This is a genomic window from Paenibacillus rhizosphaerae (assembly GCF_014192015.1).
GTDB lineage: Bacteria > Bacillota > Bacilli > Paenibacillales > Paenibacillaceae > Paenibacillus_AQ > Paenibacillus_AQ rhizosphaerae.
Window position 1 is genome coordinate 374,437 of the sequence record NZ_JACHXJ010000005.1, and the last position, 18,096, is coordinate 392,532.

Sequence of the window (18,096 nt, forward strand, 5' to 3'; positions counted from 1 at the left end):
TTAAATGTATGAAAAATAGGACCTGGATTGTCTGCAATTGCTTGTAACGGAGGGGATGAGACGGACGATGTTGAATATGACAGGAATCCTGCTGGCCGGGGGCCGATCCAGCCGGATGGGTACCGATAAGGCGCTGCTGAGCGTGAACGGTGAAACGGTGATCGGGCGAGTCATCCGTATGATGTCGCCTGCTGCTTCAAGGATCATCATTTCGGCCAATGACGACGAAAAATATGCCTTCCTGGACAAAGAAGTGGTGCATGACCGTTATCCGGGGCAGGGGCCACTGTCCGGGCTGGATGCCGGACTGCATGCCGCCGCCACGCCCTGGAGCGTCGTTGCGGCTTGTGATATGCCGTTTGTGACGGAAGAGGTTTTTCGTTTTCTGGCACGGAAGGCAGAAGAAACGGCGGCGGTTACGAATGATGAAGGCGGCTTCCAGGCCATCGTCCCGGTATCGGGAGGGCGCATTCAGCCGCTGCTGGCTGCCTACCATCGCGGCGTCCTGCCGTCTTTGGAGCAATGCTTGTCTTCCGGACGGCTGCGCCTTACCGAGTGGCTGGATCTGCTGAAGGTGTGCTATGTCTCCGAAGAAGAGCTGATCCAGGAGCTTGGGCCTGGTGCGGTCAAGGCCTTCTATAACATGAATGAGCCTTTAGACTATAAGCAAGCCATGACAGGTCTTTCTTGAGCGGGGATTTTTGTTAAGTTGTCTATATATTCCGATTTTATGTATTAAAAAAAGGACGTGCTCTTTCCCGTTTGGGAAGAGAGGCACGTCCTTTTTATTTTGAAGAAATTAATCTTCTACTTTCGGTTTGCGGAATTTCATCAGGAACTCGTACACTACCGGCACGATAACCAGCGTCAGCAGCGTGGAGCTGACCAAACCGCCGATAACCGTGATGCCGAGGCCTCTGGAGATGATGCCGGCACTGTTCTCCAGTCCCGATACGAGCGGCAGCAGGGCACCGATGGTAGCGAGTGCCGTCATCAGAATCGGGCGGAGACGGGTGGCTCCGGCTTCCAGCAGCGCTTCACGCGTTGACAAGCCTTCGCGTTCCTTGTGAATCACCCGGTCGATCAGAACGATCGCGTTGGTAACGACGATACCGATCAGCATCAGGGCGCCCATCAGGGCCGATACGTTCAGCGTCTCTCCGCCGATCCAGAGGCCGACAAGTCCGCCAATGATCGTAAACGGCAGGGAGAACAGGATCGCAAACGGCGCCAGGCCGCCGCCGAAAGTCACGACGAGCACGAAGTAGACGATGGCGATCGCCGCAGCCATGGCCAGGCCGAGCTGGGTGAACGTATCGTTGATCTGCTCGGTGGTGCCGCCGAATTTAACTTCGACGCCGTCCGGCAAGTCGATCTTGTCGATTTCCTTCTGCAAGTCTGAAGAAGCTTTGCCGACGTTGGAGGTAACGATGTTGGCCGTCACGTCCACGACCATTTTGCCGTCGTTGCGGGTGATCGTATCCGGCGACGTGCCTTTTTCCACTTTGGCGACGTCTTTGATCGGAACGTTCATGCCCAGCGGCGACTGAACCGTTTCGTTCTCAATGTCGTTGATGCTCTTGTATTCCTTGTTGTCGGTTTCGATATAAACCTTGTAGTCTTTGTTATCGACCGTCACTTCGGTCAGCACCGGACGCTCGCGGACCGGGCTCAGCTTCATGGCGATTTGACCGGCTGTCAAGCCCAGCGAGCTGAGTTTTTGCTGATCCGCCACGATCGTGTATTGGTCATAAGCTTTGGTAAGGCTTGTTTTCGCTTTTTCAAAATCTTCCGTATTCGCCTGTACCAGCTTCAGAATTTGCTCGGAGACCGGCTTGATATCATCCAGGGTGTTGCCGTAGACGCTGACGCTGAGCGAACTTCCGCCCATGCCGCCAGACATGTCCATCAGGCTCCATTCTCCGGTGGATACCTGTTTCTTCAAACCTTCCACGAGGTTCTTCTTCACGTTCTCGAAGTCTTTGGTATCTTTGTTGTACTCTACATAGAACAGACCCGAATTGGACGACGAGCCCCCGGCCAGCGGATTGCCGCTGCCGCCGACGGAGTACTGCATCTTATCGATGTTCGGCTGGCCCAAAATGTATTTCTCGGCCTCAAGGGCACGCTTCTCCACGGTTTCCAGCTGAGCACCAGGTTCAGGCGAGTAGGTCACCATGATGTATTTGTCTTCCTGATCCGGCAGGAAGCTGGTGCCGATCAGCGGGGTCAGGAAGAAGCTTGCTACGAGCAGAATGACCGCCGATCCGAACGTGATCAGCTTGTGGGACAAGGCCCAGTTCAGAATCCGCTGGTAGCCGCGGGCCATCCGGCCCGGCTTGTCGTGATCATGCTGCTTGGAGGCCTTGATGCCCTTCTTGAACAAGGTGTGGGCCAGCATCGGCACGAGCGTGATCGCTACGAGCAGGGAAGCCAGCAGGGCGAAGACCATTGTGAGCGCAAACGGCATGAACAGCTCGCCGACCATGCCGGTGACGAATGCCAGCGGCAGGAAGACCGCGATCGTTACGATCGTCGAGGACATGATCGGAACGAACATCTCGCGCGTCGCTTCGCGGATCAGTTCGCGTCCGCGCAGCTTCTCACCGCTGCTGGTCAAGCGGCGGTAAATGTTCTCGATGACGACGATGGAGTCGTCGACGACGCGGCCGATCGCGACGGTCATCGCGCCGAGGGTCATCATGTTGAGCGTAATGTCGAGCCGCCACAGAATCAGCAGGGCGATCAGCAGCGAGAGCGGAATCGACAGGATCGAGATGATCGTGGAGCGAATGTTCCGCAGGAAGATCAGAATGATGATAACGGCAAAGAGCGCGCCGAAGACCGCTTTATCCAGCATCGTCGACACGGAGTCTTCGATCGGTTTGCCCTGGTCGAGCAGCACCGTAAGCTCCATGCCCTTGAACTGTCCTTCAAGGTCTTTGGCTTTATCCTTCACGGCATTGACCACATCCACCGTGTTGGCGTCATTGTCCTTGACGATCTGCAGGCCGATCGAGGCCTTGCCGTTCGTGCGGGACACCGACTCCGCGCTGCCGACCACCTTGATGTCAGCGATATCGCTGAGCTTCACCGTCGGAATGCCGGTCGGAATACCGGCCTGGCCGCCTTGAACGGATGCTGCAGCATCGCCTGCCTCAGCGCCGCCTGCACCGGCTGTGCTGCCTGCGCCTGCACCAGCTGCGCCTGCACCAGCTGTGCTGCCAGCTCCCGCGGCACCGGCACCTTGACCGGCTGCCCCGGCACTACCGCTCTGTCCTTGTGCGCTGCCCGCTCCCGGCGTAACCGGAATCGTCAGTTTTTTCAAATCATCGAGCGTCGTGATGTTGCCGTCCACGACAACCGCTTTGGAGGACTGCTCCAGGTTGAACAGGCCGAGCGGAACCCGTACGGAAGAGCCTTGAACGATGCCCTTAACGGTATCTTCGGTCAGGCCGAGCTGAGCCATTTTCTCCTTATTAAATGTCAGCTGCACTTCTTTCACGTATTGTCCGGAGACGGAGACGGAAGCGACGCCCGGAATTTTCTCCAGTTCAGGCACGACTTCGTTCTCAATGTTTTTGGTCAGACCCTCCAGGTCGCTTGAGCTGTCGGACGCACTGAGGGATACGACCGGAAACGAGCTCAGGCTGAACTTGGAGATTGTCGGCTTCTGGGCACCGTCAGGCAGCGTCACTTCGTTGAGCGCTTCCCGAACGGCAGCCGTGGCCTGATCGAGGTCCGTGCCGTAATCGAATTCCATGGCGATGTTGGCTGCGTTCTCCATTGACGTAGAGGAGACGTTCTTGACCCCGTCCACGTTCTGCAGCCGCTGCTCCAGCGGGATCGTAATGTCCTGCACGACGCCTTCCGGCGCAGCGCCCGGATAAACGGCAGTCACGCTAAGGAACGGGATGTTGATGTTCGGAATCGTCTCCTGCTTCATCACCAGCCCGCTGTACAAGCCGGCGGCGGCGACGATGACCGTCAGGATCCAGATGGCGAATTTATTGTTCAATGAAAAATTAATAATGCTCTTCATTTCGCAGGTTTCTGCTCCTCTCCTTTATATCTCTTGCTCACGTTTCAGGTACGATCGGTTCTTGAAAACACGTACAGCTTGCAGATTTCCTTCAGTTCGCGGCTTAAGGAACCAAGCTCGGGCACGCTCTCCAGGTTGGCGATCATGCCGGCCAGAATCGCTTTGCGCGGTTCGATGTCCCGAAACTCCTTATCGATGATGTCGATCGATTCCTGGGCCAGGTCACGCACCGGTCCCTCCTGGAGCTTGTCCTTCAGCAAATCCCGCATCTGCTTGGTAATGATCAGCGGGTGCCGCAGGCTTCCGCCGGACCGGTCCTTCAGCTTTTCCGTCCACTCGGTCCATATTCCCGGGGAAATAAGCGGATCCCGCTGCGACCGGACCATGCTGCCGACGACTTCGTCCAGCAGGTACACGATATGGTCGGCAACCCGCCGGATGTTGAGCGGCAGACCCGGAATAAACAGCGTCCGGATATATCCGTCGAGAAGGCCCACCACAAACATGGTAAGGTCCAGCGTGTAGGGATACACATCATCCCCGTAAATTTGCTCGAGCTTGTTTTTAAACCACTGGATGCCGATGATTTGCTTCTCACGCAAATGTTTCTGGGACGGAGGCTTTTTACCCGAGGCATGGTGATCCTGAATTTGCACCACCAGGAACTCGCGGAGCTCCACGAGCAGATTCAGCACGACTTCCAGCTGTTTCCGCAGCTGTTCTTTGGGAGTCAGAAGGTGTTCTTGTTCCACCTGCATGACGCTGTCCCGGATCAGGCCCTCACAGTACAGGTAGATGCTGCTCTCCAAATCCTCCTTGGATTTAAAATGCAAATACAAGCTGCCTTTGGACATGCCGCAGTATTCCGCGATTTCCTGCATGGAGGTGGCCGAAATCCCTTTTGTGGAAAACAGCTGCAGGGCGGTTTTCAGAATCTGTTTTTTCTTGTCCGCCAGTTTCTCAGACAAATGCACCTTCACTCCTTTCTGACACTCGGGTTCTCAAATTGACCGTTTAGTCAGAACGATTATATTACAAAGCGAAGCCTGTTTCAAACAGCCGGGCACTCTTTACAAAAAAAGGCACCTTCCTGGTTGTAATACGCAGGAGGGTGCCGGTTCGGCTTCAAATATATAAGGAATGAATGTGGCAAAATTGTGACGGTTTCGATGGGCGGTTCGTTAACCCATGCAGCCCGGAAACATGCCGGTTGAAATGGCCAGCCGGTTCCAGCAGTTGATCGCGTTGATCGCCATGAGCAGGTCGATGATCTCTTTCTCGTCAAAATGTTCCCTGACCCTGCCGAACACTTCATCCGGGACGCCCGCCTCGGAAATTTTCGTTACATATTCCGCAAGCTCCAGCGCGGCACGCTGCTGCTCCGTAAACACAGGTGCTTCCCGCCATACGCAGACCAGCGTCAGCTGCTCCTGGTAATCTCCCAGCTTGAGCAAGTCCTTGCTGTGCATATCCAGGCAAAACGCGCATCCGTTAATTTGCGACACCCGGATTTTGATCAGCTCGTAGAGCACTTTGTCGATCGATGTGTTGTGGGCAAACTGCTCAAAAGCAAGCATCGCTTTAAAAGCCGGCATATTGGCATCCCTGTAATTCAATCTGATTCTCATCGATAACAGCCTCCTTTAAGTTCATTCACAAAGAAGACTGATCAGGGACGGAATTTGTGACATCGTTCCATAAAAAAAGCAAAAAAAATTATGAGATCAGCTTCAAACCTACCGCTGAGGCCAAAATCATGGCAATAAACAAAATTCGCCGCCATTCCTTGGGCTCGCCGAACAGAAACATGCCGGCCAGCGTGCTGCCGACCGTGCCGATGCCGGTCCAGACCGCGTACGCCGTTCCCATTGGAATCGAGTTCATGGCGTAGGACAGCAGGGAAAAGCTGAGCGCAAAGGACAGGATCAGCATGGCATAGGCCGGGAGCCCTTTCTTTTGCGTGACGCCTTTGATGCCGATGACCCCGAACATTTCGCACAGGCCGGCGATGACGATTGCAATCCAAGCCATCAGTGATTCGCCCCCTTTTGTTCCTTGCCGTCTTTGTCGGTGACCAGCTTAAGGCCGATCACTCCGGCGAGAAGAACGAGAATGAGCAGTATCTTGGGCCAGCGGAACGGTTCGCCGAAGAACAGCATCTCGGCGACGACGGTGCCGGCCGTTCCCAGGCCGGTAAACACCGCGTACACTGTCCCAACCGGCAGATGGTTCGAAGCGTCAATAATGAGAACGAAGCTCGCGATGATGGCGATGACGGTAAGAATCCATTCGAGCGCATTGTCCGAGTGCTTCAGGCCGGACACCCACAGCACTTCCACAACGCCCCCGATAATAACAGAAAGCCAGTGGCGGTTCATGATGATCCTCCTTTAATGTCCGTTAGGATGCCACTTGCGTCAAATATGATGAATGCCCGCCCAGTATACGGGCCATGCGGCTGCCAGCCGGCGCTGCGAACCCTCCAGCCCTCCGCACACCATTTCGATGAGGACACCGTCGATCAGCGTCATATAGGCGACGGCCGCACCATCCGGATCCTTAACCGGGAGATGGCCGGCGGAAGCGTGGTGGCGCATGACGCGAATCATCCGCTTTTCCATCGAATCCAGAAACGGAAAGACCAGTTCCATGACCTGATCATGCAACGAGGAAGGCGGAAAGTAGGCCATGCGCAGCACAAACTTGGTTTTGCTGCTCCGGGTGTACTCCTCCTGGAGATACTCCAGCAGTCCTTTAAGCCGCTGCTCGAGGGGCTGGTCTTTCAGGCTGATATAACGGCGGATAATCCGGGTCCCTTCCTCATCGAGGGCGCCTTTCAGCGTCTGCAGGAAGAGCTCATCTTTCCCTTTGAAATGCGCGTAAATGGACGGCTTTTTGATGCCGACTTCCTCGGCTATTTTTTGCAGGGACGCTCCTTCATATCCATCCTTGGCAAAATGCGATAGTGCAGCTTCGAGCAAGGTGTTTTTGGCGTTCATATCATCGACTCCTATTGGCTACCTAACGGTCGTTAGGTGTTATTTTTTCACATGATGCGGCCAATGTCAAGAAAGATGGGCATTCTAACATCAGGCGGGCACGGCATTTTTGAGCAAGCTTGTCCGTTCGATAAAAATTCGTAGGAAGTTTGAACTTGTTCATGTAAAATATACCTTATGGGTTTGGACGATGACCATGGATAGGCATGTTTTTTAATGATACTTAAGAGAGGTAACATATGAGACGGGGAATACAAATCTTTATCATTGCCGCCATATTATTTGCGTTTTACTATTTTGGTTTCGGCGTGTTCGGCAAAACCGCGGGAACCATTGTCAGTATATTTTCCACGCTCACCGTCGTGTCGCTCGGGTTCATGATTTTTATGGAGAACCGCAACCCGTCCTCGACGATGGCCTGGATTCTGCTGCTCGCCCTGATGCCGGTGGTGGGGCTGTTCTTTTATCTGCTCTTCGGGCAACACTACTTCAAACGGCGCAAGTTCGATAAAAAAGCCGAGCAGGATCTCAGAACGTATGACCGGCTGGAAGAGAATAATGTGCGGTTCCACCCGGATCTCTCTTCCTTCAACCCCATGCAGCAGCAGCTGCTGCATCTCTCGCAGCGGCTGGCGCGGACTCCGATTTCTTTCTCCAGCGATACCAAAGTGCTGACCAACGGGCAGGAAACGTTCTCCACCCTGCTGAAGGAGCTTGAGAAGGCCAGGCATCATATTCATATGGAATACTACATTTACCGCGCCGACCATATCGGAACAAGGATTCAGCAGATTTTAATTGAAAAGGCCAAAGCCGGCGTGCAGGTCCGTTTTATGTACGATGCCTGGGGAAGCATGCAGCTGCCCAAATCGTTCCTCCGGACCATGCAAGAAGCCGGGGTTCAAGTCGTCGCGTACGGAAGCTCCAAGGCTTTTTTTCTCTCCCGGGTCAACTTCCGCAACCACCGCAAAATCGTCGTGATCGACGGCAAGGTCGGCTTTATCGGCGGGCTGAACGTGGGGGACGAGTACCTGAGCCGCAATGCGGCTTACGGCTTCTGGAGAGATACGCATATGCGCGTCAGGGGTGAGGCGGTGCGGACACTGCAAATTATTTTCCTGCAGGACTGGCTCTATATGACGGGGGAAAAGGTGCTGGACGCCGAATATCTGTCTCCCGAGCTGGCGGAAAGCAGCGGCGGCGCCGTGCAGATCATTCCGAGCGGACCGGACAACGACCGGCGCACGCTCAAAAATATTTTTTTCTCGATGATCACCTCGGCGCAGAAATCGGTCTGGCTGGCGACGCCTTATTTTATCCCGGACGACGATATCCTGACGTCCCTGCGCGTGGCAGCGATGTCGGGGCTCGACGTACGCATCCTTTTTCCGTCCAAGCCGGATAAGTGGCTGCCGTTCCTGGCTTCCCACTCGTATTTTCCGTCACTGCTCGACGTGGGCGTCAAAATTTACGAATACGAAAAAGGGTTTCTGCATTCCAAGCTGCTGATCATTGACGGCGAGGTGGCGACGATCGGAACCGCCAATATGGACATGCGCAGCTTCCATTTGAATTTTGAAGTGAACGCGCTGCTGGTGCAGACCGAGAGCGTGCAGCGGATCGTGTCGGACTTCGAGCGGGATTTGGTGTATACGAAGCAGATCATTCCCGATAAATTTAATAAGAAAAAAATACCGGAGCGCTTTATGGAATCCCTCGCGAGGCTGCTATCCCCTTTGCTGTAGCGGCTTTGCGGCGGTACGAGGTAGGCGAAAAAGCTTCTTTGGGGGGCCTGTGAGTGGTTGACATTCACGCGGCCGACCATTATATTTGTGATAATGATTCTCATTATTGTGGACGGACGTTATTAGACGGTTGTAAATCATATGATAGGCAGAATTGGGGGTTACGGGAAAGATGACGCTTTTGCAAACGGAAGCACTGACGCTGGGTTACGGCGATACCGATATTATTAAAGATCTGCATTTGGACATTCCCGAAGGCAAAGTTACGGTTCTGATCGGCAGCAACGGCTGCGGCAAATCCACGCTGCTTCGTTCCATGGCGCGTCTCTTGCGTCCGAAGAGCGGATCTGTACTGCTCGACGGTAAGGAAATCCATCGGACGTCGACCAAGGAAGTTGCCCGGAATATGGCAATTCTGCCGCAGGGGCCGACGGCTCCGGAGGGCCTGACTGTGCTTCAGCTGGTGAAGCAGGGGCGTTATCCGCACCAATCGTGGCTGAAGCAGTGGAGTGCGGAGGATGAGCGTCTGGTGAACGAAGCGCTGGAAATGACGCGCCTCACCGATCTGGCCGACCGCGCGGTTGATTCCCTGTCCGGCGGACAGCGGCAGCGGGCCTGGATCGCCATGACGCTGGCGCAAAACACCGACCTGATTCTGCTCGACGAGCCGACGACGTACCTGGATTTGAGCCATCAGATCGAAGTGTTGGATCTGCTGTATGAGCTGAACCGTGAGCAGGGACGGACGATCGTGATGGTGCTTCATGACCTGAATCTGGCCTGCCGTTACGCCGACCATATGATTGCCGTGAAGAACCAGGGCGTATACTGCGCCGGCGCACCGGAAGACGTGCTGACGCCGCAGATGGTCAAGGAAGTGTTCTGCATGGATTGCATGATTGCGGAGGATCCGATCTTCGGAACGCCGATGTGCGTGCCGCACGGCAAAGGCCGCTTGTGCGGAGACCGGTGCAAGCTGTCGGCGGTCTGCGAAGCTTAGGGAATGCGTTCCGTGAGCAGAGATATTGTTGAGCCTTAAGACAACGCTATAAAAGGTATTTAAGAAGGCGCTTCTGCATAACAGAAGGCGCCTTTTTTGCGTTACATAATCGTACCGGCGAGATATCGGGGCTCATCAGAATTCAGTGGCTGTGCTAAGGCCCGGGTCAAACCCCGGAGAATGGGGGGATGCCGTGAAAGCATTGGACTTGGTGACGGCTCAGAAGGTCGTAAATCCAAGCAGCTTCTGCACGCGGAACAGGAAATCCTTGAACCAGGTGGATTTTTCCTGATACGCGCTCAGGTCCAGGCTGTAGTGCCCGTCCCTGTTGTTCCAGAGCCGGTCAAAATAGCCGGCCACCTGCCGGTCCAGTGCATCGCCGCGCGGAACGGATATCCAGAGGTCGTTCTCCAGATTATAGTTATCCAGGTTCCGCGGCGTAAGATTGGTCGAACCGCCCATGATCACAGAACTGCCTGAAGGATTGGAGATGTACATCAGCTTCGTATGATACTGCTCCTCCGTCGTGTTATACCAGCGGATTGCGATACGCCCCTCGGAACGCTTGGTGAGTTCCTTCGCTACCGGGCGGTTCGGGATGCCGATTTTGTCCTGGCCGAAGGCGTTCTGATTGGGGTCAAGCAGCAGCCGGATGTTGACGCCGCGGTCGGCGGCATCCAGCAGGGCGCTCATCACCTTTTCATCGGCCAGATAGAACATGCCCATCCACAGGGTGGACCCTTGCGGCGCCCGGTTGATCTCCAGCAGCGTATATTTGTCGATCTTGCCTTCGGTCAGATAGCGGATACCTATTTTCCCTTGGGTTGATCTCTGAGCGCTCTCGGAGGCTGGGGCATATACCGGGAGCCGGTAGTCCCCGGACAGCCGGGCCGCCGCCTGCTCGCCTTTCAGAATATCGCCGATAATCGGGCCCTGCACCTCAAACGCAATATTGGAGTGGTAGGCGCTGGCATCATGCACGTTGCCGGAAGAGACCAGAGCGGTCTTCTCGCTGACCACAACCTTGCGGTGGTTGGCCTTGACGTTCAGCATTTTCAAATACGACCTTGCGGTGACCTTGGGCCCCTCGTTTGCCATCAGGTTCGGAATCCATCCGTTGCCGGACTGGCCGAACCATTGGATAAACGTCCGCCACACGGATGAGTAGATCGGGTTCGAATCCCGCAGCGGATCCACGTCGGTCACGACGACCTGGATGCCCGCCGCCTTCATCGCTTCGAGCAGGGGGTTCGGGGCGGAGCCGTAATTAATATTAATTGGGTCCGTAATAAAAACGATCTGCATCTGAGGGTACTGCTTTTTATGCGCTATGAGCTTGTCCGCCAAATCCTTGCTGACGGTCGGGAACTTCTGGCCTTTATGCTTGTAATCGTTAAACAGGAACAGATCGATGACAAGGAATTGCCGGGATTCATCGACAATCTGCATGATACGATTCGTTATCTGGGGCTCATGGATGACCTGCCCTTGGTTATCAGGGTAAGTCAAGTCGCGATAGAAGCGGACCTGATCGACATGGTAGAGCGGGCTCTCGTAGGAAATGCCGGGAGGAAGGGGCTTGTGTGTCTGGTAAACGATGACCCCAGCGAGCCAAAGGACGAGCAAGCAGGCCGCAGCCAGAATCCAGCGCAGTACCCGGCGCTTGCGGCTTTTTCCCTGCGGCTGCCGGCCGGCCGTACGTGCCTTGTACGGTTCAGGTGCTTGTTGGGAACTTATATGGTGGGTCATCGAATCATCGCCTCCTTTGCTTGTCCGCCAGCCGTTGGGTTAAACGGCAGGATTCCCGGGAGGCGGAACCTCACGGTCTTGAACCCTGCCTTGCATCGTTCCATGAATCTATCCACCTATTAACGTCGAAAGGGCCTTTTTGAAGCAGCTTGCCGCTGTCATTGTATGGGAAAAGGGCATGACGTCTTGTGACCGTTTAGAAAAAAGTGCCGTACAGCAAGTAAATATTCAGCGCAGCGATGACGGCTGCTACGATCCAGGCCAATATTCGCACCCAGCGCGGCGCGATGAAGGGTCCCATCTTAACGGGATCGGAAGTGAATTTGACCAGCGGGAACACGGCAAAGGACAGCTGCAGCGAAAGGATGACCTGGCTGAAGATCAGCAGCTGGCCGGTGGAGCCTTCCCCGTAAATTCCGATCACGATCACGGCGGGAACGATGGCGATCAGGCGCGTGATTAGTCGCCGGATCCATGGCTTCAGGCGGATGTTCATAAAGCCTTCCATGACGATCTGGCCGGCCAGGGTTCCCGTCAGCGTCGAGTTTTGGCCGGAAGCGAGCAGCGCGACGGCGAACAGGACGCTGGCCGCACCGGTGCCCAGGAGCGGAGTGAGCAGCTGGTAGGCGTCTTGAATCTCTGCTACTTCAGTATGCCCCGTTGAATAAAAGGCAGACGCGGCAAGGATTAGGATGGCCGCATTGACGAACAGGGCGATGGTGAGCGCCACGGTGGAATCCGCGGTAGCGAAGCGGATCGCCGATTTCTTGCCGGCGACGGACTCATCGTACTGCCGGGTCTGCACGATCGAGGAGTGCAGGTACAGGTTGTGGGGCATGACGGTCGCACCAAGCATGGCCAGGGCGATGTACAGCATTTCCGGGTTCTGCACGATGTCTGCCGTCGGCACGAATCCGGCCATGACGGCTCCCATCTCCGGCTTGGACAGGAACAATTCGACCCCGAAGCACATGATGATGACGGCGATAAACGAAATGACCAAAATTTCGATATGCCGGAATCCTTTGTTTTGCAGCAGCAGCACCAGAAGGACGTCTACGGACGTGATGAGGACGCCGGCCAGCAGCGGCAGGCCGAACAACAGCTGCAGCGCGATGGCCGAGCCGATAATTTCGGCCAGATCGCAGGCCGCAATCGCCAGCTCGCATAATATCCAGAGCCCGACGCTGACGGGCTTGCTGTAATGATCGCGGCAGGCCTGGGCCAAGTCCCTTCCCGTAGCAATGCCAAGGCGGGCGGACAGGGACTGGAGCAGGATCGCCATCAGGTTCGATATCATAATGACCGACAGCAGCGAGTAGTTGAACATGGCGCCGCCGGCCAAATCGGAGGCCCAGTTGCCGGGATCCATGTACCCTACGGCGACGAGGTATCCGGGACCCGCGAAGGCGAGCATCTTGCGGAAGAAGCTGCCCTTCAAGGGAACCTTCATCGATTTATGCACTTCAGGCAGGCTGGGCGGTCCGCCTCCTTTGCTCCAGCCGCTGCGGGCGGCGGCCAGTCGGCTCTCCTCACTTGCGTTCATGGGCAGCACTCCTTTCACAACCATTCTTTCGATCTATATCGGGTCTAAACAGATATCACATCCTATTGGAAAGCTCCTGGGCAGTTGCATGTACTTCAAAAATTTTCCCCAAGGAAACTTTTGTGGGCTCCTTGTAAGCGCTTCGGCCAGACAACCTGCAAAGCAGTTGATGCGTCGCTGTGACGTGTGCCCCTGTGCGTAGCCATCATTATACGGCGATGTGTGAACCGGGTCGCTGGAGGGGAGGGAAGCGGTCTTGTGAACTTGGGTCAGCCGAATGCATCATCCGTGACTCACGGGATGGATGATCTTCTCGGCTTGAGATGTGCTGGCGAATTTAACAAAGGTTCTGTGGTATAATACTTTTTTTAGAGAATCGTGGGGTGACGAGTGGGTCACGAAGTTACTCAAGGTTTGCATATCCATGAAAGGGGCGCATCAGATGAACGGAAACGAAGCGGAAAGCGGGTCCTTGCTGCCCGAAATACCTACAGGCGAAAGAAAAATCGAGCATGTGCGCCTGTGCTTGAACGAAGATGTGGGCAGTGGCGTAACCTCCGGCCTGGAACAGTACCGCTTTCGCCACTGTGCGCTGCCGGAGATCGGCTTCGAGGAGGTTTCCCTCGAAGCCTCCTTCCTCGGGCGGACGCTCCGGACGCCGCTCCTGATCAGCTCCATGACGGGCGGAAGCGATGCCACCGGAGCGATTAACGCCCGCCTGGCTGCCGTCGCCGAGCGGCGGGGCTGGGCACTCGGGGTCGGCTCGATCCGCGCGGCGGTGGAGAAGGAGGAGCTCGCGCCGACCTTCCATGTACGCACACATGCGCCGACGATTCCGGTGATTGCGAACCTGGGCGCCGTCCAGCTGAACTACGGCTTCGGCGTGGAGCAGTGTCAAAGGGCTGTCGATATCGCCGGAGCGGACATGCTCGTGCTGCACCTGAACGGCCTGCAGGAGGTGTTCCAGCCGGAGGGGAACACGAATTTCAGCGGCCTGCTTAGCCGGATCGGAGAGGTATGCCGCCGGCTGGACGTGCCGGTCGGCGTCAAGGAGGTCGGCTGGGGCATCGACGGGGACACGGCGGCGCGGTTGTACGACGCCGGCGTGGCCTTCGTCGATGTGGCTGGCGCCGGGGGGACCTCCTGGAGCCAGGTCGAGAAGTTCCGCAGCCGGGACGCGGTTAGGCGCCGGGCGGCGGAGGCGTTCGCGGGCTGGGGCATCCCGACCGCGGAATGCATTGCCGAGGTGCGGGCGATGTCCCCGCACGGAGGGCTGATCGGCAGCGGCGGGCTGCAGGGCGGCGTGGACGCCGCCAAGGCGCTGGCGCTCGGCGCCGATCTCGCGGGCTTTGGCCGCAGCCTGCTCGGCCCGGCCGTCTCGTCCGAGCAGGCGCTGGACGAGGCGCTGGCGCAGGTCGAGTTCGAGCTGCGCACCGCGATGTTCGGCATCGGCGCGGCGGACATTGCCGCGCTGAAGGGGACGCGCCGGCTGGTGCGGACCCGGCCGTGACCTGGGGAGACAGTCTTCAGGCTGATAGCATTATTGACAGGAACCTGCTCTTTTTCAGCGAATTAAATGCCAAAAAGCAAACAATCAACCAAAGGCCCATTTTCCTCATCGGAAATTAGGCCTTTTTTGCTGCTGTTATGGCTGTTTCCGCGTTCCTTGCGGTGACCGATCCAAAAATTTTATATAATATTTACCAAAAAAAGTTTTGCCTTCGTTTCTGCCCGCCCTTATATTAAGAGTACAAATAACGCAAAATGTTCGCCTTTGGAACATGAAGGTTGTTGAATCGATATAAAGGGGAAGGTGACGCTGCTTTGAAGAAATCCATTTTTCAGTTAAACACAAGAACCGTGGTGACGATAGGCATCGGTGCGGCCCTCTATGGAGCCACCAGCTTTATTGGCATTCCCGTGGGACCCGATACCTCGCTGCGTCCGGCGATTGCGCTGCTGGCGATTTTTGGCGCCCTGTTCGGCCCGGTGGTCGGGTTTATCGCAGGGCTGATCGGCCACGTGCTGAACGACCTGCTCACCAGCGGTACGGTATGGTGGGGCTGGGCGCTCGGTTCCGGCATTACGGCCGCATTTATGGGACTCATTTACTTATCCAAGGGGTTTGACCCTCAAAACGGTACATACAAAGGAAAGCATATCGGCCTGTTCATCGTATACGGCGTCGTCGGCATCATTCTGTCGCTGCTCTTCTCGGGATGGTTTGACATCACGTTTATGGGCGAGCCGAGTGATAAGCTGCTGATTCAGGTCACGGCCGCTTCGATTTCGAATATCGTCGTCTTTTCGGTGCTCGGGGTTCCGGCTGTGATCGGATTTGCCCGCAGAAACGCCAAAGTCAGCAATTTGAGCGTCAACGAGTAGGTGCTTGGCATAGCGCCACAGGATAGGAGATTCACGTCATGATGCAGCCGATCATCTCGTTTCAACAATACAGCTTTAAATATAAAAATCAGTCGGAGCCCACGCTGAAGGACATTACGCTGGACATTTATCCCGGTGAAAAGATCTGGATCGCCGGTCCCAGCGGCTCCGGCAAATCGACTTTGGCCCATTGCATCAATGGGCTTATTCCTTTTACCTACGGCGGTGAAATCAGCGGCAGTCTCAGCATTGCCGGACGGAATCCTGCCGAATTGAGCATTTTCGAGCTGAGCCGCACGGTGGGAACGATTTTGCAGGACCAGGACTCCCAGTTCGTGGGCTTAAGCGTGGCCGAGGACGTGGCGTTTGTCATGGAAAATAAAGCGATGCCCCGCGAGCAAATGAAACGGGAAACCGCCGCTTCCCTGGAGCGGGTGGGCATGCTGGAATATATCGAACACAGCCCGTACGAGCTGTCTGGCGGGCAGAAGCAGAGCGTGTCCCTGGCCGGCGTGCTGTCGACCGATGCGGAGGTGCTGCTGTTCGACGAACCGCTGGCCAACCTCGATCCGGCGGGCGGGCGCGAAGCGATGCAGCTCATCGACGATATCCACCGGCAGAGCGGCAAAACGGTTATCATCATCGAGCACCGCGTGGAGGACGTGCTGCAGCAGCCGATCGACCGGATCGTCCTGATGAAAGAAGGACGCATCGAGGCAGTAGGCGCGCCGGACGAGATTCTGGCGTCCGACCTGCTGCGCGGCTGCGGCTTGCGTCCGCCGCTGTATGTCGATGCGCTGCGGTACGCCGGTGTATCGCTGGAAGGCGTTCAAGGCCTCAGCCGGCCTCAGTCCCTGGGGATTTCCGGCTTGGGGGAGCGGCTGGATCGATGGAGCGAACAAGCAGCCGCTCAAGCGGTGTCACGGCCTGCCGAACCGCTGCTGGACGTACGCGGGCTGACCTTCGGGTATGAGCCGGGGCAGCCGGTTCTCAAGGATGTATCGCTTCAAGTCGGCGCCGGAGAGATCGTTGCACTCCTGGGGAACAACGGGGCGGGCAAATCAACGCTGTCCCAGCTGATTACGGGCATTCTGAAGCCGCAGTCCGGCTCGATTCTGTATGCCGGCCGGGAGGATATGGCCTCGTGGTCGATCCGCCGCCGGGGTGAAGCGATCGGCTATGTCATGCAGAACCCGAACCGGATGATCACGCAGCATATGATTGCGGACGAGGTTGGCCTCGGTCTGAAGGTCCGCGGCGTGCCCGCCGCTGAAATCAAGGAGCGGGTCGCCGGCGTTCTGCAGACCTGCGGGCTGTATCCTTTCCGCAACTGGCCCGTTTCCGCACTCAGCTACGGCCAGAAGAAGCGGCTCAGCATCGCCGCGATTCTGGTGCTGGCGCCGAAGCTGATGATATTGGATGAGCCCACGGCCGGTCAGGATGATCGGCATTATCAGGAGTTTATGGATTTTATCGAGCAATTGGCCGAACAAGGTATCGGTTTCCTGCTCATTACGCACGACATGTATCTGGCCTTGGAGTATGCGCAGCGCGCCGTGGTGCTCAGCGCGGGTGAAATTCTTGCCGCCGACACGGTCGCTTCGGTGCTCAGCCGTCCGGAGGTGACGGAGCCTGCTCATTTGAAAGAGACGTCGCTGTCCCTTTTCGCCAAAGCGAACGGCCTGGCTTCGCCGGAGCGGTTTGTGCAGGCTTTTATCAACGCAGAGAAGAAAGGGAAGAAGGGCTATGAATAGAACGGGCAGCCTCTATGTCACGGGGAACTCGCTGTTTCACCGGCTGGACGGAGCGGTCAAGCTGGTGCTGTTTATGGCCTGGACGGTCATGACGTACATGTTTTTGGACCTGCGGGTGTTTGTGCTGATGCTGGTTGTCGGGATCGGGCTGCTGGCGACGGCGGGTGTTCCTTTCAAAAAGATGGCGTTTTTGTTTTGGCTGATGATTATTTTTACGGTGCTGAACGGCATCTTTATTCTGCTCATCACGCCGACCTTCGGCACACGGCTGACGGGGACGGATACGCCGCTGATTCCGCTCGGTTACAACACGATCAATGCGGAGACGCTGTTTTACGTGCTGACGCTGTCGGCCAAATATTTGACGCTGCTGCCGATTACGATCCTGTGCATTTTTACCACGCAGCCGAGCGCATTTGCCGGCAGTTTGAACCGGATCGGCGTGCCTTACAAAATCGCCTACGCCGTCAGCATCGCCCTCCGCTATATTCCGGACCTGACGGAGGAGTTCCGGAGCACGCTGAACTCGATGCAGGCGCGCGGCATGGGGATTACGAAAGAGGACGGCAGCATTGCCCAGCGCCTGCGCAACCTGTCAGCGGTCGTCGTTCCCGTGCTGCAGTCGGCGCTGCACCGGATCGATTCGGTGACCAACGCCATGGAGCTGCGGGGCTTTGGTACGGAGAAAAGGCGCACCTGGTACAGCGGCAAGGAGATGGAAGGGCTGGACTGGACGCTGGCCGTGCTTGGCGTGCTGCTGCTGGCCGTGGGCATTTGGCTGAAGGTGCGGGTGCTGAAAGGGTTTTGGTATCCTTTTTAGAGATAGTATGGACAAATGTTCTCACCAGGCCCGGAGAATCCGGGTCTTTTTCGTCG

Annotated in this window: 15 protein-coding genes; 7 read left to right on the forward strand and 8 right to left on the reverse strand. The window is 56.4% G+C overall.

Going from position 1 to position 18,096, the window contains the following annotated elements; translation table 11 throughout:
- Nucleotides 1–67: 67 nt before the first annotated feature.
- Nucleotides 68–691, forward strand: a complete 624-nt coding sequence (mobA, locus tag FHS19_RS27120) for a molybdenum cofactor guanylyltransferase (protein ID WP_183584982.1) — start codon at nt 68–70, stop codon at nt 689–691.
- A 108-nt stretch (nt 692–799) separates the two neighbouring features.
- On the opposite strand, the gene FHS19_RS27125 is transcribed toward mobA, so the two are convergent.
- The 6 genes from FHS19_RS27125 to FHS19_RS27150 form a co-directional block, all read right to left on the reverse strand.
- Nucleotides 800–4,042, reverse strand: coding sequence for an efflux RND transporter permease subunit (locus FHS19_RS27125; protein ID WP_183584984.1), 3,243 nt, complete (start codon nt 4,040–4,042; stop codon nt 800–802).
- A 44-nt stretch (nt 4,043–4,086) separates the two neighbouring features.
- A complete protein-coding gene (locus tag FHS19_RS27130) occupies nt 4,087–5,010 on the reverse strand; it encodes a TetR/AcrR family transcriptional regulator (RefSeq protein ID WP_183584986.1) in 924 nt (307 codons plus the stop codon).
- Between the two features lie 213 nt (nt 5,011–5,223).
- Nucleotides 5,224–5,670 (reverse strand): carboxymuconolactone decarboxylase family protein, encoded by a 447-nt coding sequence (locus FHS19_RS27135; RefSeq protein ID WP_183584988.1) that lies wholly within the window; start codon nt 5,668–5,670, stop codon nt 5,224–5,226.
- Between the two features lie 88 nt (nt 5,671–5,758).
- Nucleotides 5,759–6,073, reverse strand: a complete 315-nt coding sequence (locus tag FHS19_RS27140) for a DMT family transporter (protein ID WP_183584990.1) — start codon at nt 6,071–6,073, stop codon at nt 5,759–5,761.
- The gene (locus tag FHS19_RS27145) at nt 6,073–6,420 is read right to left on the reverse strand and encodes a DMT family transporter (RefSeq protein ID WP_183584992.1); all 348 of its coding nucleotides are present in this window, start codon (nt 6,418–6,420) and stop codon (nt 6,073–6,075) included. Before FHS19_RS27145 ends, FHS19_RS27140 begins: the two co-directional genes overlap by 1 nt.
- A 39-nt stretch (nt 6,421–6,459) precedes the next feature.
- Nucleotides 6,460–7,041 (reverse strand): TetR/AcrR family transcriptional regulator, encoded by a 582-nt coding sequence (locus FHS19_RS27150; protein WP_183584994.1) that lies wholly within the window; start codon nt 7,039–7,041, stop codon nt 6,460–6,462.
- Between the two features lie 239 nt (nt 7,042–7,280).
- Here FHS19_RS27150 and cls point away from each other — a divergent pair, with 239 nt between their 5' ends.
- Nucleotides 7,281–8,786: a cardiolipin synthase gene (gene cls / locus FHS19_RS27155; RefSeq protein ID WP_183584996.1), complete on the forward strand. Its 1,506-nt coding sequence runs from the start codon at nt 7,281–7,283 to the stop codon at nt 8,784–8,786.
- 172 nt (nt 8,787–8,958) lie between these two features.
- Nucleotides 8,959–9,786, forward strand: a complete 828-nt coding sequence (locus FHS19_RS27160; protein WP_076174732.1) for an ABC transporter ATP-binding protein — start codon at nt 8,959–8,961, stop codon at nt 9,784–9,786.
- A 219-nt stretch (nt 9,787–10,005) separates the two neighbouring features.
- Here FHS19_RS27160 and FHS19_RS27165 read toward each other — a convergent pair whose 3' ends face one another.
- Together FHS19_RS27165 and FHS19_RS27170 are read right to left on the reverse strand one after the other, a co-directional pair.
- Nucleotides 10,006–11,535, reverse strand: a complete 1,530-nt coding sequence (locus FHS19_RS27165; RefSeq protein ID WP_183584998.1) for a phospholipase D family protein — start codon at nt 11,533–11,535, stop codon at nt 10,006–10,008.
- A gap of 196 nt (nt 11,536–11,731) precedes the next feature.
- Complete coding sequence (locus tag FHS19_RS27170; RefSeq protein WP_183585000.1) at nt 11,732–13,081, reverse strand: Nramp family divalent metal transporter; 1,350 nt, start codon at nt 13,079–13,081, stop codon at nt 11,732–11,734.
- A 442-nt stretch (nt 13,082–13,523) separates the two neighbouring features.
- On the opposite strand from FHS19_RS27170, the gene fni reads away from it, so the two are divergent.
- From fni to FHS19_RS27190, 4 genes are all read left to right on the forward strand, one after another.
- Nucleotides 13,524–14,591 carry a type 2 isopentenyl-diphosphate Delta-isomerase gene (gene fni / locus FHS19_RS27175; protein ID WP_246426841.1) on the forward strand — a complete coding sequence of 356 codons (1,068 nt, stop codon included), beginning with the start codon at nt 13,524–13,526 and terminating at the stop codon, nt 14,589–14,591.
- A 314-nt stretch (nt 14,592–14,905) separates the two neighbouring features.
- Nucleotides 14,906–15,466 carry an ECF-type riboflavin transporter substrate-binding protein gene (locus FHS19_RS27180; RefSeq protein WP_183585004.1) on the forward strand — a complete coding sequence of 187 codons (561 nt, stop codon included), beginning with the start codon at nt 14,906–14,908 and terminating at the stop codon, nt 15,464–15,466.
- A 41-nt stretch (nt 15,467–15,507) separates the two neighbouring features.
- Entirely contained in the window at nt 15,508–17,220 is a 1,713-nt protein-coding gene (locus FHS19_RS27185) for an ABC transporter ATP-binding protein (RefSeq protein WP_204797560.1), read from the forward strand.
- Nucleotides 17,213–18,040, forward strand: coding sequence for an energy-coupling factor transporter transmembrane component T family protein (locus FHS19_RS27190; protein ID WP_183585008.1), 828 nt, complete (start codon nt 17,213–17,215; stop codon nt 18,038–18,040). Before FHS19_RS27185 ends, FHS19_RS27190 begins: the two co-directional genes overlap by 8 nt.
- The last annotated feature ends 56 nt before the right edge of the window (nt 18,041–18,096 follow it).